Here is a 16,016-nt window from a genome sequence, read left to right on the forward strand (position 1 = left end):
TCCATTAAAGAATGAACCTACGCTTTGGTTAAGCTGGGGATAATTGGAAATCGAGCAGAGAAAGTGGTTCCTCCATCACCCGTTTCAATTTCAATTTTGGCATCATGCCGTTTTGCTACACTGTAACAAATGGCTAACCCCAAACCTGTTCCTGTTTCCTTTGTCGTAAAGAATGGTGTCCCTACTTTTGGCAGTACTTCCGGACTAATTCCTTTGCCTTCATCTTTTATTTGCAGGACCACAGTCTTTTTGTCTTTATAGGTTTTAATCGTCAAATTTCCATTAGAAGTCATGGCATCCAAACCATTTAAGGCTATATTCAAGATGAGCTGGCGGATTTCTTTCTCGTCCAGCGAAATGTCAGGACATTCGCCTAATTCAAGCATAAGCTGTTTATTCGAACGTAAGGCTTCCGCTTGAATTAGCGGAGATAAAGCTTCAATAATAATGTTCAAGTTTTGATTCCTTTTGACGCTGATTTTATTTTTTGCTAGATTCAAAAATTCTGTGATAATCGAGTTTGCTCGGTTCAATTCTTCTAACATTAAATCGATGATATCAGGTGATAATTTGTCGACTTTATTCCTTGTTAATTGTAAAAATCCTTGAACGGTTGTCATGGGGTTCCTGATCTCATGGGCAATACCTGCGGCCATCTCTCCGATTAAATTTAATCGGTCTAGGCGGTACATTTCATTCTCGAGATGGACCCTTTCTGTAATATCATTCAATACGACGAGCGTACATGGTTCGGAATCGATATCAATCATCTCGGTGGATAATAACCCTGAGCGGACTTCCCCGTTTTTCGTCTCATATCTGATTTTCTTGTTTAGAATCTTTTTATTTAAATCAATAGACTTCCCTGTTGCTTCATCGATAAAATGCTGACTATTAATTTTTTGTTGGATCAACTCGTCACAGTTATAACCGGTGAATTTTGTCCAGCTCGCATTGATGTCGATAAATGTCAGATCCTTCTGAGATAAAATCGCCTTTAATAAGGGGCTCGATTCAAAGATTTTTCGAAACCTTTCTTGGGAACGGAACAGATGATCGGTAATCTTTTTTCGTTCCTCAATCTCTTTTTGCAGTTTCTCATTCGATCTGGTCAGATCAAGTGTCCGCTCTTCAACGATATGTTCCAAATTATGAAATCTCTGTCTTTTTACTTCTTCTATTTGCTTTCTTTCTGTTACATCACGTATGGTACAAACAAAAATCTGTTCGTCTTCGATCATGGTTGAAGCAATTAACAGATCACCATAGAAGCAGCTTTTATCCTTTTTACAAGCAACGACTTCAATAATCATTCCTACCGATTGTCTAATCATAGAAAGGAATAAGGTTGAGTCACCTAACACTTCCTCCTCCCATTTAGGAAAAAGCTTCTGAACGTTTTTTTCCACCAATTCCATTGGGTGGTAGCCAAACATGCTAATGACGGCCGGATTCACAGTAAGAATACAACCTTGTTTATCGAAAGTGACAATGGTATCGGTTATCGTTTCACTAATAGCTCTTGATAATGCTTCTGTCCGACGTAAATTTAGAGTGGTTCTATCCAGCCTTTTGTTGACTTTATTCAGCTCAAGCAAATGTCCTAGATCTGTTTGGATGATCGTTTCTTGATGGTTTTGGTGGATTTTGACAAACTGTTCAATTTTCTTTTTCAATGTTTCTGGCTGAAAGGGTTTAAAAATATAATCGATCGCACCTACAGAGTATCCTTGATGAACATGTTCCATATCTTGACTAATCGCTGTAATAAAAATAATAGGGATATTTTTTGTTTTTTCTCTGGCCTTTATAAGCTCGGCAGTTTCAAATCCATTAAGTCCCGGCATTTGTACGTCTAGTAAAATTACTGCAAAATCATGTTGCAGCATGCATTTTAACGCTTCTTTTCCAGAATGGGCGCTAATAAGATTGTAGTTTGGTGAAGTGAGCACTGCTTCTAGTGCCAGAAGGTTTTCTGGATGATCATCCACCATTAAAATATTCACTTTTTGAGCATTCTTATTATTTAATTTTTTGATAGATTCTTTCGGTTCCATCAAATTCTCCGTAATTGTTTTCATGACGTGTGAATTTAACCCCCTCTCTTTTTCCTAAGCCAAGAAACCCTGAGGTACTTAGGCTTTCATATATTAATTGATGAACATCATTTTGAAGATTCTTATTAAAATAGATGAGAACATTTCGGCATATAATCATATCAAACTCGTTAAAAGAATGGTCTGATACCACATTATGCTGAGCAAAGACCATATTTTTCTTAAGAAATGGGTGGAAACAAACCTTATCGTCAATGGCTTTATAATATTCAGAAAAGGACTGTTTCCCACCTGCTTCAAAATAGTTTTTGGTAAAGAGCTTCATCCCTTCTAACGGAAAGGTACCCTGTTTTGCTTTTTCGAGAATATTCTTATTGATATCGGTTGCATAGATTCTTGTTTTTTCATAGATCCCTTCTTCATGAAGGAGAATCGCCATTGAATATACTTCCTCACCGGAAGAACAGCCAACATGCCAGATTTTAATAGAAGGATGATTCTTTAATATAGGGACAACTTTTGTCCGGATACTCTTGAAAAAGGATGGATCACGAAACATCTCCGTAACATTAATTGAAAAGTCGGTTAGTAACTTCGCCATCACACTTGGTTCACGAAGGATTTTTTCCTGCAGGGCTGATATACTTGATAGTCTCTCAATCTGAACGCGATGGTTAATCCTCCTTTGGATGAAAGGAAGGGCATAATTTCTAAAATCATACCCATAATATCGAAACATAGCCTCTAGTAGTAATTCAATTTCAATCCTCTCAATTTCTTCAGCCTGTACTAGATTATTAGATTCATGCTTAGTTTTCTGTGCGATTTCTAACCCCGGTAACAAAAAATGTGACATTTGTTACCAGGATCCACCTCCTTTACTTGATTTTTATAATTGAAAGTCCATATCTTTTTAAAATCTTTCCTTCTATCGTCGTCATATTACATTCATTCTTTTTTTTGATATAAATCTGTGATGACATGCATTGCATCGATCTATTGTTATGATTTTTCTTTAACAGATTCGAGCTCCTTCGTGAACAGCCAAACTTGCATTAACGAGAACAGCTGGTCTAAGTTCAATGGCTTACTGATATAATCGGTAGCTCCTGCCTCCAGGCATTCTTCTCTGCTGTGCTTCATCGCCTTTGCTGTAAGGGCGATGATCGGAATCGTTTCAAATATGCTTATCTTACGAATATGTTGAATTGCTTCAAACCCATCCATCTCTGGCATCATAATATCCATTAAAATTAGGTCGGTATTAGGATGGGCCTTTAAAACTTCCAACGCTTCCCTGCCATTTTCGGCAACCAAAATATCCATATCATGATTTTCAAGCGCAATCGTTAAGGCATATACATTTCGTATATCATCATCGACAATAAGAACTTTCTTATTTTTCAGGACCGATTTCCCATGTGTGATCATTGGCTCTTTCTTTAGAACTTGATCATTCTTCGTATTCACTAAATAGTTTTCTTCCAAACTGACGGCAGCTTCCGTTTGTGCCGAAGATATTTTTCCTATTTTGCTATTCATTTGTGTGTTTGGCAAATATAATGTAAATGTACTTCCATTCCTAATTTCACTTGAAACTTCTATAAATCCACCCAATAACTGAGCAAGTTCCCTGCAAATTGAAAGACCTAATCCTGTACCGCCATATTTTCTGCTTGTCGTCCCATCTGCTTGTTTGAATGCATCAAAAATCGTCTCTTGTTTTTCTTTCTCGATTCCAATTCCCGTATCTATTACGGAAAAAGCAAACATTTGATCAAGTTGTTGTTCTTCCCCTCTATTACCGGTGATGTTTTTCATCACACTCCGAATTTGTAATGAGACACTGCCACTTTCCGTAAATTTAAACGCATTGGCTAGAAGATTTTTTAAGATTTGCTGCAGTCGTTGTTCATCCGTAAAGAACGTTACTGGCAATGCTTTGTCCAATTCGATTGAAAAATGAACTTTCTTCTTATTGGCAATCGGTGAAAATTGACGATAGATCATATCACTCAACTGATTCAATTCTACTTCTTTTGATATCACGTCTAGTTTACCAGACTCTACTTTGGCCAAGTCTAATATATCATTGATTAAATTCAATAAATCATTACCGGAAGAGTAAATGGTTTTAATATATTCCTCCTGTTTATATGTCAGATTCCCTTCTCCGTTTTCAGAAAGGATTTGTGCTAGAATGAGCAAACTATTCAAAGGCGTTCTTAGTTCATGGGACATATTTGCTAGAAACTCAGATTTATATTTAGAACTAACTAGCAGCTGCTGTGCTTTTTCTTCAAGCGCCGCACTGACCTCTTGTATTTCGAAGTTCTTTTGTTTAGACGCTTCATACTCTTCTTCTAGTTTTTCATTTGTCGTCCTTAACTCCTCTTGCTGCATTTGGAGTTCCTCTGATTGCGCTTGCAGTTCTTCTGTCAGCGCTTGGGATTCCTGCAATAATTGTTCTACCTTCATATGGTTGATAATACTATTAATCTTAATACCTAAATTGTTATTCACTTTTTCAAGCAGCTTTATTTGAATGGGGGTTAACGACTCAAATGAGGCAATTTCAATTACCGCAAGTACTTGATCTTCAAATAAAACTGGTAAAATCATAATCGTTTTAGGAGAAGCTTCTCCTAAACCTGAAGCGATTTTCAGATAATCGTCGGGAACTTGGTTTAAATGGATAGGGCGCTTTGTAAGTGCGCATTGCCCAATTAATCCCTCTCCTAACCGAAATTGCTTTCGTTCTTGCTCGAAGGCTTTAGAGGCAAAGGAAGACATTCTTGTTAAATACTGATCACTTTTGTTTACTTCCTTTAAATAGAAGACACCATAGCTCGCTCCCACCATTGGTACTAGCTTTGTGATTAACATATGTGCTAGCATCTGCACATTTTCTACTTCCGGATATAGTGTTGCAATTTCAGCAATTTTTGTATTCAGCCAGCTTAGCTCTTCTGCTTCTTCTTTTAATTGTTTCTCGATTCGACTATGTTTCTCAAGTGCTTTGGCCATTTTATTAAAGGCCACAGCGATTTCACTTAGTTCTCCTCTTGAGGTAATGTCAATACGCGGCAATGTATCAAAATCACTCGCTGCTGCCTGTTTCATTACGTCCGTTACCTTGTTAAGGTTGTTACTGGTGCTTTTTATGATCCATATAGCTAAACTTATACCGATGATTAAGCCGATCACGAGGTAAATGTAAATATTTTCAACTGCCCAATTATAGGTATCTTTGGAACGTACGAGTTCATTCTTCATCCCTTGTTCTTGTAAGCCATGAAGCAGTTCTGCCAATTGATCCATTCTTTGACTGATTAGTTCAGATTCAATCAAAAAAGTTGAAGTAGGTTTAGCGTCAGGATTGATTTTCCTATCCGTCAACGCTAGCTGACCCATATTTCGGTGGTTTTCATGTAAGATTTTAAGTTTACCAAGGAGTTCCTGAGATTTCTCATGGGTGTCCTTTTTCTCTAGTGCATCAATCGCAACTTGTAAATTTGAATTTGAATTTTCCCATGCATTTAACAAGTCTGAATTGACTTCCCCTCCACGATCCTTCAATATCGTATTCAATACGTTTGATACGATTGAAGTTTCTTCTTTAATCGTGGAAGCAATTTCAATTCTCTCATTTAAATCACTAATCACAACGTTCATTTTAACTGTCGATTCTTCAAGCATGTTCATTAACATAATAACGATAATCGTAATGAACAAAAGCAATGATCCTATGCTCGTATAAAGCTTCGTTCGAAATCTCATAACTCCTCCTAATTAACCAGTATTCAATGGATCATATTGATAGATTCCTAAATTAGATAAACTAGTGAAAATTTTCCCACTATTTATCATACTTTAAATTCCTTTCCGAAACAATGGAAACAATAGGACCATGCAGGACCATGAGGACGGTTTTTTCGGTCTAACCTTAGGAAAGCAACAAGTGCCAGGTACCAACCAAAATACTGGATGATGCCTGGCACATTTGTTTATATTATCAGCCTTTCTTACCGGTTCTTGTCACTTCCTAAACCTCTAAGCCTGAAATTCCAACACCGCCAGGTCCAGCATGAGTTGAAATCATTGCTCCTGCCTGAATCCATTTTATATAATTGAAACCATTTTCATTTGCAATTTCACTCATCCTCTTCTTGATCCTTTCATCAAGTCCGATTGAGTATAGTAGGTAAAGCTGCCCTCTATCAATATCGTATTGATCAAAATAATCCCGCATGAGTTTTTCTGAAACTGCATCCATACTCCCGCGATATTTTTTTGTTGAAGTTAGATTTCCATCAATTAATTCAATCCGCGGCTTTATTTTCAACAGTGCCCCTCCGAGATAAGCTAGATTACTAACTCGTCCACCTGCTCTTAAAAAATCTAAGCTGCCGGGGACGAAAGCTAGTCTTGATTTAGGAACCACTGATTTGATCTGCTCTACTAAGTGTTGAGGGTCAATATTAGGGTCATTCTCCAATAAGGTAACACCATACATCACAATTGCTGTTAATCCGCCTGTAACGTTCAAAGCATCAATGAGAAAAATATCATTCAAATCTTCAGTGGCAATGATTGCATTTTGGAAGGAAGAAGATGCCTTCGAAGTATAACCAATATGTACAATGATGCAATCAGGATTATCATTTTTGATCTTTGTAAAAAATTCTAGATATTCATGGGAATTGGTGGATGTTGTCGAGGGTATTTTCTTTGTCTGTTCGTAATAGTCATAAATCTCCGTTACAGGTAACGAACCGTCTAGGTAATCCTTTCCATCCATGATTACGTGCATCGGGACCACTTGAACATTATGTTTTTCAGCTAATTCTTCTGGTAAGTCCGCACCACTCTCTGTCGTTAAAATAATTCTTCTCATCCATATCCCCCACTCCAATATAAAAGCCATTACCAATTCATTCTGCATTTCTATTCTACTCTACTATACATGAAAAATGGCTGTATCTATCCTTAAAAAGAAAAATAAAAGTTAAAAGATTTACAGAACCTTAACATCAACAAAGCAGCCTCTTAACAATGATTTATTATTCTATTATTAGTGGGGATAGCATGTGTGGCTATCATGGTATTTGGCGCAGGTGGAGCCTTTACTTGCAGATTATTTTTACATATTCAAACGTTTATAAAAAGGAGTGTTCTACTTGAAAAAACAATTAGTTCGGTACAAGGGTAAGAAATATTTTCTTCTCCACCATTACTCCTCAGATTATTGTGAAATCCAAGATCCTTATTCTCAATTTACCATTCTCCTAGTCCATTATTCCGAGCTTTCTATAATGAAAAATTAATTAGCTGCTGTTGATCATTTGAAGCGTTATTATAACGCTTCTTTTTTCTTTACTTGGAGGGAATACACAGTTAGGAGTAATGCGTAAGACTTAAGACGTAGAAAAAAATCAGTCTCCTCAAAGCAAAGCAAATATGGGATATTTAGGTAGGAATTTTGAAGATTTTAAAAAGGCGGTGTTGATCAAATTCATTTCAATTTTATTAAGAGTTTGTTAATCTCTTGCTACTTTATGGTAAATATTAGCTAAGCATTTCAGAATTTGTGTTAGGATTCAACTTGGAACTTTATATCTATGTTAAAGGAGAGATGTACCTATGTCAGTTTTCACAAAATGGGCTTTTCGGAACAAAGCCGCCGTCTCATTGATGACGATATTAGTATTAATTATCGGGGTCGTTAGTTATTTTAGATTACCGATGGAATTCTTGCCTTCTGCAGACAATCCGCAGGTAACCATTATCACAATGGGCCAAGGAACCGATTCAAAAACAATGGAAAGTGATGTCACTTCTCCAATTGAACGGGCTGTTACCAGTATTAAAGGAAAAAATTCAATTTATTCCACAACGGGAGACGGTTTTTCAAAAGTAGATTTATTTTTTGAAGCAGGCTCCGACATGAAACAGGCAAAATTAGATGTTCAAGAGGCTTTATCAAATGTGGCATTACCAGCTTACATATCAAAGCCAATTATTTCGCAGCTAAATACCTCCATGATTCCTATCTCCAACATCGCTGTAACCTTTAAAGATGGCCTCAAGACTGAAAACCTGGAATTAGTAAAAGAAAAAATGGAACCGATGTACAAAGATATTGACGGTGTTGCCCAAGTTCAAATCTATGGTTTGGTTGATCCCGTTATCTCCGTAAAGATTGACAATCAAAAGTTAGCACAAAATCAGATATCCCTTCAGAGTGTGCTGGGAATTCTGCAAGGGCAAAACACCGCGCTTGCAATCGGCGAAAAGAATATTGACGGAAAAACAAGCAATATTAAGGTGATCGGCGACCTATCAAGTCTCGAAAAACTAAAAAACCTGCCAGTTGCACCAAATGTAAACCTCGGGGATATCTCATCGATTGAGGAAACAAATCAGTCCAATTTTCTTAACCGTTTTGACGGAAGCGAAGCATTAAGCATTAGTATTACGAAGGACAGCCATTCAAATGCTGTGACCATTAGTAAAGAAATCGAAAAAGTAACAAAGGAAATTAACAAAAAATACGATACACAAGAATCTACGATTTATGTCGCCTCAGCTGATATGGTTGAAACATCGGTGCAAACAATGATGAAAGAAGTTCTTCTTGGTGCGTTATTTGCTACGATTGTCATTATGATCTTTTTACGTAATATCCGAACAACGTTTATTACGATTGTTTCCATTCCGCTATCACTTTGTTTTACCTTGTTCTTACTCGATCGTTCCGGGGTAACGTTAAACATTTTAACTCTCGGCGGTGTTGCCGTTGCCGTTGGGCGACTTGTTGACGACAGCATCGTTGTCATTGAAAATATTTACCGCAAAATGCAAACAGAGAAATTCTCGGTTCAAATGGTGATTGATGCCACGAAACAAGTTGGTGTTGCGATTACAGCCTCCACGCTAACAACTGTCGCGGTCTTCCTGCCAATGAGTTTATTAAACGGCGGGCTTCAGGAATTCCTTTTACCATTTGCCTTAACGGTTACCTATTCTCTACTGGCCTCCCTTTTGGTTGCCTTAACGTTAGTACCCTTAATGAGTGCTGGTTTGCTGAAAAATATAAAACTTCCAGAACATAAACCGTCCGTACGTTTTCCAAATGCCGTCCAATGGTCTTTAAATCATAAATGGATCATATTTACCATTTCAATCCTTTTATTTGCCGGATCGATTAGAGCTTATTTTGTTGTACCAAAAGGTGCCGTAGACAATTCTTCTGCCGACTTTATAACAGCCACCTTGAAATACCCGAATGAAACGCCTTTTGAAATGGTAAAAGAAAAGGCAATTGAACTTGAAAACTCGATAACTGACATGGATGAGGTTGAATATGTTTTTAACCAAGTCGGTTCTTCAGCCGATTCTGCTCAATTTGGCCAGATTGGTTCAGCTACCGAAGCGGTAATCAGTATACTATTAAAAGATAAAGACGATACGGATAAGGTTTTAAAAGAAATTGAAAAGAAAAAGGACGACTATAAGGATGCTGTATTAGAAGTCGCCACGGCTTCGTTCATGATGGGTGGAGCTGGCACCTCGATTACCATCGATGTGATTGGTGAGGATATCGATCAACTGGAAACAACAGCAACCAATATTAAAGAAATTGTATCGGAAATTGACGGGGTTGAAAAAGTAACAACAAATCAAGATGAAAAGAAAACTGTCTACTCTCTAGTTGTTGATCCCGCAAAAGGCAACACACAGCAGATTGCCCAGCAGCTTGGTGTCATGTTAAATCAAACACCACTTGGAACAATCACGGTAAATGAAAAACAAACAACCGTTGTTCTTGAGCCTTTACTGAATACGGAAACAGAAGACGACTTGAAAAATATATCGATAATGACCGAAAGTGGAATGGTACCCGTTTCTGAGGTTGCAAGCTTAAAAGTGGCTGAGAGTTCAACAAGTCAATTCCATAAAGACGGAGAAACCTACCTTCGTGTCATAGCAACCGTCGATCCTGCTAAACTCTCTGATATTTCGACCAAGATAAACCTCGAAATATTCGGTGACCAAAAAGACAATAAAGGAATGGACCTTCCCGAAGAGGTAGAAGTACTTGTTGGAGGTGCAAGTGCCCAGCAAATGGAGGATTTTACTGATCTTTTCTTAACAATGCTTGTTTCCATCGGAATTGTGTTCTTGATTATGGTCATCACGTTTAAGTCAATCAAAGCACCAATCGCGATATTAACCTCCCTGCCGCTTGCGGCCATCGGTGCGATTTTAGGAATTTTAATCAGCCGGATTTCTGTTGATATCACCGCTCTGCTTGGAGCGCTTATGCTGATTGGAATTGTCGTCACCAATGCAATTGTTCTGATTGACCGTGTCAGACAAAATGAAGAAAAAATGACGATTCGCGAAGCGATTATTGAAGCGACGGCTACCAGAATGAGGCCGATTATGATGACCGCCATCGCAACGATCTGTGCGATGATTCCACTCTTATTTAAAGCATCACAGAGCGGTAGCTTGGTTTCACAAAGCTTGGCTGTAGTCGTGATTGGCGGGCTGGCTCTAGCTACCCTCTTAACCTTGATCGTCATCCCATGTGTCTATGAATTATTGTATTTTAGAAAATCAAAGAAACAAAGAATAGCGGGATCAACAGATCAACCGATTCAAATGTAAAATATAGTTTACACTAAATTAGCCGAAAACCTGCAAAAGATAAACTTGCAGGTTTTCGGCTTTTTTTAAAACAACCAATATGCGAGTTTTAGTAAAAAATACTGGTTTACTTGAAGTATTTTAAATAATGGTTCTGTTAAAACTGAATGTTGATTTCACTGTGTTTAGAAAATAGGCGGAGAATTTCCGTTTAAATTGGGAAATAGCCATATATCCTTAAAAATAGGCGGAGTTTTTCCGCTTATTGTATCCAAATCCATGGATTTTGCCTTATTTAAAGCAGTTAACCGGAATATCTCCGTTTATATTACCTTCTTACGCTTGCTCTATATAGAATAGCCGGAAATTCTCCGCCTATGAATTTTCAACCCTACACGAAAATCAACAAGGAATAATAATAGAGCCAAAATAGAAGCAGGAGAATCCTCTGCTTCCTAGCCTAACATGCTAACAAGCGTGTTTATCTCTTCTGCGCCATCTTTTAAAAGCGGCAGAAAGAGGTCATTAATTTTTTCTTCTGTGGTTCTTTTAGAGTTCGTTGAAATGTTGATGGCAGCGACCGTTTCACCTTTTTTATTAAAAATGGGGAGAGCAATCGACCTTAAACCCACTTCTAATTCATCGTTCCCTTCGGCATAGCCCTTTTCACGGCATGCTTCCAGACAAGTTTCGAGTTGACCAAACTCAGTAATCGTATGCTCTGTATAAGCTTCTATTGATGCTTGCTCCCAAATCGCTTTTCGCTCCTCCAACGGAAGCCAAGCAACAAGGGCTTTCCCCAAGGAAGTCGCGTAATAGGGCAGCCTCGACCCTACCCTTAAATTGGTTCCGATAATTCTTTTCGCAGCGTTCACCCTTACTACATAAACAATTTCAGAACCATCCAATACGGCAAGATTGGTCGATTCCTTGATAGATGTGGAGATTCTTTCAAGGATTGGATGGGCTATATCAGGCAAATTAAGTGATTCTAGATAATGTGCAGCGAGATTCAATACTTTTGGGTTTAGTTTGAACTTATTGTCCTCTGTTACGGTTAGATATCCCATATCGGCTAGAGTAAGTGCAAACCTTCTAACCGTTGCCTTATTTATTCCTGTTTTTCTTTCTAAATCACCCAAAGACATCAAGTTGGAATTGGAGTCAAACGCCGTTAAAACGGCAAACCCTTTTGCAACAGAATGGACGAAATAATTGGCCTCTGTTTTCTCGTACAACTTTTCCACTCTCCTTTTTCCTATTAAACAATAACGCATTACATCAGACAATCCTATTGCCTATTTTCAGAAAATTCCTTATAATAAGGGTATATTACACTATTCGTATTTATATACGAATAGTGTAACCGATAAACATACAAAACTCAACCATCACAAAAACATAACAATGATTATAAAAGGAGGATAAAAATGAATAAGATTGTAACAATTCAGGATGCAATCTCGAATATTAAGGATGGCCATACCGTCGCCGTCGGCGGATTTGGTCTTGTTGGCTGTCCGTTGAAATTAGTCGATGCACTTGGTGACCTTCCTGTATATGGTTTAACTTTGATTAGTAACAACCTTGGAGAACCTGGTGGAAAAGGTCTTGGCAGGATATTGCTGCAAGACAAAATCACCAAAGCGATCGGTTCTTTCTTTACGAGCAATATAGATGCCGTACGTTATGTCAATGAAGGCAAACTGGAAGTGGAGCTTGTTCCTCAAGGGACACTTGCTGAACGACTCCGTGCTGGTGGTGCAGGTATTGGTGGATTCTATACAAAAACATCGGCTGGCACACTTCTAGCTGAAAATAAAGAATCACGCTTGATGAATGGCGAAGAGTATGTTCTTGAACTTCCACTTTGCCCAGATGTTGCCCTTATTAAGGCAAAGAAAGCAGACCGCTATGGCAACCTTGTTTTTTCAAAAACTGCCCGTAATTTCAATCCGGATATGGCAAAAGCTGCGAGAATCACGATTGTCGAAGCTGAGGAAATTGTCGAAATTGGAGATCTAAATCCAGAGGAAATTGTCGTCCCTCATTTATTTGTCAACTATATTGTGAAGGGAGAAAACTCGAATGAATAGTAAACAAAAAATGGCGATTCGAGCGGCCAAGGAAATCAGCAATGGCAATATTGTCAATTTAGGAATTGGGATCCCTACCCTCGTCGCTGATTTTTTACCGAAGGAAAAGAATGTCTACTTGCATACGGAAAATGGGCTGCTTGGAGTAGGTCCTACCCCTTCAAAAGAAGAGCTTGATCCGGAAATCATTAATGCTGGTAAATTACCTGTGACAACGCAAGTAGGTGCCTCCTACTTTTCCTCCTCGGAGTCATTTGCAATGATTCGAGGCGGCCATGTGGATGTCGCCATCCTCGGTGCTTTACAGGTTGCCGAAAACGGGGATATCGCCAATTGGGCTGTTCCCGGGAAAGATATACTTGGCGTCGGCGGAGCGATGGATCTGGTTGCGGGGGCAAAAAAAGTGATTGTGACGACCCAGCATTGTGCGAAAAACGGGGAACCAAAAATTCTTCAAAGATGTACGTATCCCATTACAGCCAAAAACGTAGTTGGACTTTTAATTACTGAACTTGCTTTGTTTCGCTTTGAGAATGGAAAAATGATCTTAGAGGAAATATCAGAAGAAATCACGGAACAAGAACTAAAAGAAATCACACCTGCAGAATATATTGTTTCAAGGAATCTATCAAAATATCAAGTTTAGCAGAAAGGAGAATTATGATGGCTAATGAATATGTAGTGGTTGAAGCGAAACGAACAGCTGTTGGAAAAATTGGAGGAAGTTTAAAATCCATGAATTCAGGAGATTTGGCGGCGGCAGTCATCAAGGATGTACTTGCTGTTACTGGTCTCGGTGCGGATTCTGTCAATGAAGTGATATTGGGAGAAGTAAGACAATCAACCGAATCATCCAATGTGGCTCGTGTGGCAAGTCTTCGTGCTGGTATTCCTATATCAGCGAGTGCACAAACGGTAAACCGCCTTTGTGCTTCTGGGATTCAAGCCGTTGTTTCTGGAGTTCAGCATCTTGCCTTCCACCCAGATGAGGTGGTGATTGCCGGGGGTACGGAAAACATGAGCAGGGCGCCAATCTATCTTCGCAATGCCCGATATGGCGAAGGAAACCCTTATACCGTTGACTCTAATCTTGAGAATGGGCAGCAGCCGATTGAGATGTACGGAAAAGATTTGGGAATGGGTGTTACAGCTGAAAACGTTGCAGAAAAGTATGGAATTAGCCGTGAGGATCAGGATAGCTTTGCACTAGAAAGCCATAAGCGGGCAAAACAAGCGTGGGATAATGGGAAATTCGACTCCCAGATTGTCCCGATTGAAGTGAAAACCAAAAGGGAAACGTTCCAATTTGCGAAAGACGAACATATGCGGGAAACCACTTTAGAACAACTTGCAGGTTTAAAACCTGTATTCAAGAAAGATGGAACAGTCACCGCGGGAAATGCCTGTGGTCGGAACGATGGCGCGAGTGCTCTCCTATTAATGACAAAAGAAAAGGCCCATTCACTTGGCTTGAAACCACTTGCAATTGTGAAAAATTGGGCCGTTGCTGGTGTAGACCCACGGTATATGGGCATAGGTCCCGTTCCAGCTGTCAACAAGTTATTGGAGAAAACGGGTCTAGGTCTAAATGATATTGGTCTTTTTGAATTAAACGAAGCGTTTGCTTCGCAATCACTGGCAGTGATTCGGGAACTTAATTTGGATATTGAAAAAGTTAATGTAAATGGTGGCGCGATTGCACTCGGACATCCACTTGGGGCAACTGGTGCCGTCATCATAACGAAGCTTATCCATGAAATGATCCATAGACGAACCCAATTTGGGATAGCAACCCTTTGTATTGGCGGCGGTCAGGGAATGGCGATTTTATTGGAATCCCTCTAGATGATGTCAAGAAATTTTTGTTTTTGGTAATCTGTGCACGAAGGGGCGGATCAAAGTTAAATTCTAACTTTGATCCGCCCCTTAAGGTATGAACCCTTATTTAATAACATTCATACCTACAAAAATGAACAGAAATTATTAATCTCATCTATTTTAAAACTCTTACTTCACCGTTATCGGTTCAGACACAGGTCGCTTTCCGTGGAAAGCAGATTCAAGCAGGTTACGTATCGATTCCCTGTTTATTGGACGCGGATTGTAATATGGATTTTTCGTTGCTAACTCGGCTGCTCTATCTAAATCACCTTCATTCAGCCCGATGCTCTTTAATGAAACAGGCACACCTAATGATTGAATCAGATCGAATAAAGAACCTGCTACCTCCTGTGGATCAGACCCAATTGCTCGTGATATTGCTTGAATCCCTTCTGGTGTATGATCAGCATTATAAGCAATGACATAAGGCAGAACCACCGTATGTGTCTCCGCATGTGGAAGATTAAACGTTCCTCCAAGTGTATGACAAAGCTTATGATGCAGTGCCATCCCAACAGTACCTAGTACGGTGCCACCTAACCATGTTCCATAAAGTGCATCAGATCTGGCCTCCATATCGAGCGGGTTTTCAATGATTTTAGGCAAACTCCTTCTTAACGCACGGATGCCATCCTCAGCCATAAGCGAAGTTATTGGATTGGCACTCTCAGAGTATAACGCTTCTACACAGTGGGCAATCGCATTGACACCGCTTGTCACAGACAGTTTTGCAGGTAAGCTAGTGGTAAGTGCTGGATCATAAAGCACAGTCTTTGGCTTAACAATCAGATTTTTCCCGGTTTTCTTCACTCCTTTTTCCGTAATCCCCCAAATCGGAGTCATTTCTGATCCGGCATAAGTAGTTGGAATGGCTATGATCGGAAGTTGAGTTTCAAGTACATTTGCCTTCGCTAATCCCATGGACGACCCTCCACCAACAGCAATCAGTCCATCAATTTTATTCTCGTTAACATAGTCCACTGACGCTGTTACACTTTCGATTGGAACATGTTGAACGGCTTTTGCATACACCCCATGACTGAGTTCGCCTAGATTTCCGGCTAATTCTCTCCCAATTGACACTTCATGTTCACCAGGAGTAGAGATAATAAGAACATTTTTCAACCCTAAATTTTCTACTTCTTCGCGAATATTTTCTATTACCCCTTCCCCAAACACAATCCGAGTAGGTAATGACTCATATAAGAAACTTTTCATTGTTGTATCCTCCCTAAAACTATCATTTATTAATAATAAGAAAAATAAGAAGCGAACAACTTATAGAGGTTATTCGCTTCTATTAATATGATAACCCTCACTCTTCATT

At 39.0% G+C, this 16,016-nt stretch carries 10 protein-coding genes; 4 read left to right on the forward strand and 6 right to left on the reverse strand.

The genetic code is table 11. From position 1 onward, the window contains the following. Positions 1-17: 17 nt before the first annotated feature. The 4 genes from ACY3XC_RS10395 to ACY3XC_RS10410 form a co-directional block, all read right to left on the reverse strand. Entirely contained in the window at positions 18-2,081 is a 2,064-nt protein-coding gene (locus ACY3XC_RS10395) for a PAS domain S-box protein (protein ID WP_464868482.1), read from the reverse strand. Continuing rightward, on the reverse strand, positions 2,023-2,913 hold the full coding sequence (locus ACY3XC_RS10400; RefSeq protein ID WP_464868483.1) for a CheR family methyltransferase: 891 nt from the start codon (positions 2,911-2,913) through the stop codon (positions 2,023-2,025). Before ACY3XC_RS10400 ends, ACY3XC_RS10395 begins: the two co-directional genes overlap by 59 nt. 146 nt (positions 2,914-3,059) lie before the next feature. Further along, positions 3,060-5,837 carry a response regulator gene (locus ACY3XC_RS10405; RefSeq protein WP_464868484.1) on the reverse strand — a complete coding sequence of 926 codons (2,778 nt, stop codon included), beginning with the start codon at positions 5,835-5,837 and terminating at the stop codon, positions 3,060-3,062. A 265-nt stretch (positions 5,838-6,102) separates the two neighbouring features. Next, positions 6,103-6,954, reverse strand: coding sequence for a DegV family protein (locus ACY3XC_RS10410; protein ID WP_464868485.1), 852 nt, complete (start codon positions 6,952-6,954; stop codon positions 6,103-6,105). A gap of 746 nt (positions 6,955-7,700) precedes the next feature. Here ACY3XC_RS10410 and ACY3XC_RS10415 point away from each other — a divergent pair. Beyond that, positions 7,701-10,733, forward strand: coding sequence for an efflux RND transporter permease subunit (locus ACY3XC_RS10415; protein ID WP_464868486.1), 3,033 nt, complete (start codon positions 7,701-7,703; stop codon positions 10,731-10,733). A 434-nt stretch (positions 10,734-11,167) separates the two neighbouring features. Here the strand turns inward: ACY3XC_RS10415 and ACY3XC_RS10420 are convergent, their stop codons facing one another. Then, entirely contained in the window at positions 11,168-11,959 is a 792-nt protein-coding gene (locus tag ACY3XC_RS10420) for an IclR family transcriptional regulator domain-containing protein (protein WP_464868487.1), read from the reverse strand. A gap of 183 nt (positions 11,960-12,142) precedes the next feature. On the opposite strand from ACY3XC_RS10420, the gene ACY3XC_RS10425 reads away from it, so the two are divergent. From ACY3XC_RS10425 to ACY3XC_RS10435, 3 genes are read left to right on the forward strand one after another with little or no spacing between them, the layout of a single operon-like run. Next, entirely contained in the window at positions 12,143-12,808 is a 666-nt protein-coding gene (locus ACY3XC_RS10425) for a CoA transferase subunit A (RefSeq protein ID WP_464868488.1), read from the forward strand. Beyond that, positions 12,801-13,454 carry a 3-oxoacid CoA-transferase subunit B gene (locus ACY3XC_RS10430; protein ID WP_464868489.1) on the forward strand — a complete coding sequence of 218 codons (654 nt, stop codon included), beginning with the start codon at positions 12,801-12,803 and terminating at the stop codon, positions 13,452-13,454. Before ACY3XC_RS10425 ends, ACY3XC_RS10430 begins: the two co-directional genes overlap by 8 nt. 17 nt (positions 13,455-13,471) lie before the next feature. Continuing rightward, positions 13,472-14,653, forward strand: a complete 1,182-nt coding sequence (locus ACY3XC_RS10435; protein ID WP_464868490.1) for a thiolase family protein — start codon at positions 13,472-13,474, stop codon at positions 14,651-14,653. A 162-nt stretch (positions 14,654-14,815) separates the two neighbouring features. Here ACY3XC_RS10435 and ACY3XC_RS10440 read toward each other — a convergent pair whose 3' ends face one another. Further along, positions 14,816-15,907 carry a maleylacetate reductase gene (locus ACY3XC_RS10440; RefSeq protein ID WP_464868491.1) on the reverse strand — a complete coding sequence of 364 codons (1,092 nt, stop codon included), beginning with the start codon at positions 15,905-15,907 and terminating at the stop codon, positions 14,816-14,818. Between the last annotated feature and the right edge of the window lie 109 nt (positions 15,908-16,016).

It is taken from the genome of Bacillus sp. CZDM1, assembly GCF_055502545.1.

Coding starts and splice junctions, on each gene's coding strand:
- ACY3XC_RS10435 (WP_464868490.1), top strand. CDS start 13,472: ATGGCTAATGAATATGTAGTGGTTGAAGCGAAACGAACAGCTGTTGGA.
- ACY3XC_RS10430 (WP_464868489.1), top strand. CDS start 12,801: ATGAATAGTAAACAAAAAATGGCGATTCGAGCGGCCAAGGAAATCAGC.
- ACY3XC_RS10395 (WP_464868482.1), bottom strand. CDS start 2,081: ATGAAAACAATTACGGAGAATTTGATGGAACCGAAAGAATCTATCAAA.
- ACY3XC_RS10425 (WP_464868488.1), top strand. CDS start 12,143: ATGAATAAGATTGTAACAATTCAGGATGCAATCTCGAATATTAAGGAT.
- ACY3XC_RS10400 (WP_464868483.1), bottom strand. CDS start 2,913: ATGTCACATTTTTTGTTACCGGGGTTAGAAATCGCACAGAAAACTAAG.
- ACY3XC_RS10440 (WP_464868491.1), bottom strand. CDS start 15,907: ATGAAAAGTTTCTTATATGAGTCATTACCTACTCGGATTGTGTTTGGG.
- ACY3XC_RS10415 (WP_464868486.1), top strand. CDS start 7,701: ATGTCAGTTTTCACAAAATGGGCTTTTCGGAACAAAGCCGCCGTCTCA.
- ACY3XC_RS10405 (WP_464868484.1), bottom strand. CDS start 5,837: ATGAGATTTCGAACGAAGCTTTATACGAGCATAGGATCATTGCTTTTG.
- ACY3XC_RS10410 (WP_464868485.1), bottom strand. CDS start 6,954: ATGAGAAGAATTATTTTAACGACAGAGAGTGGTGCGGACTTACCAGAA.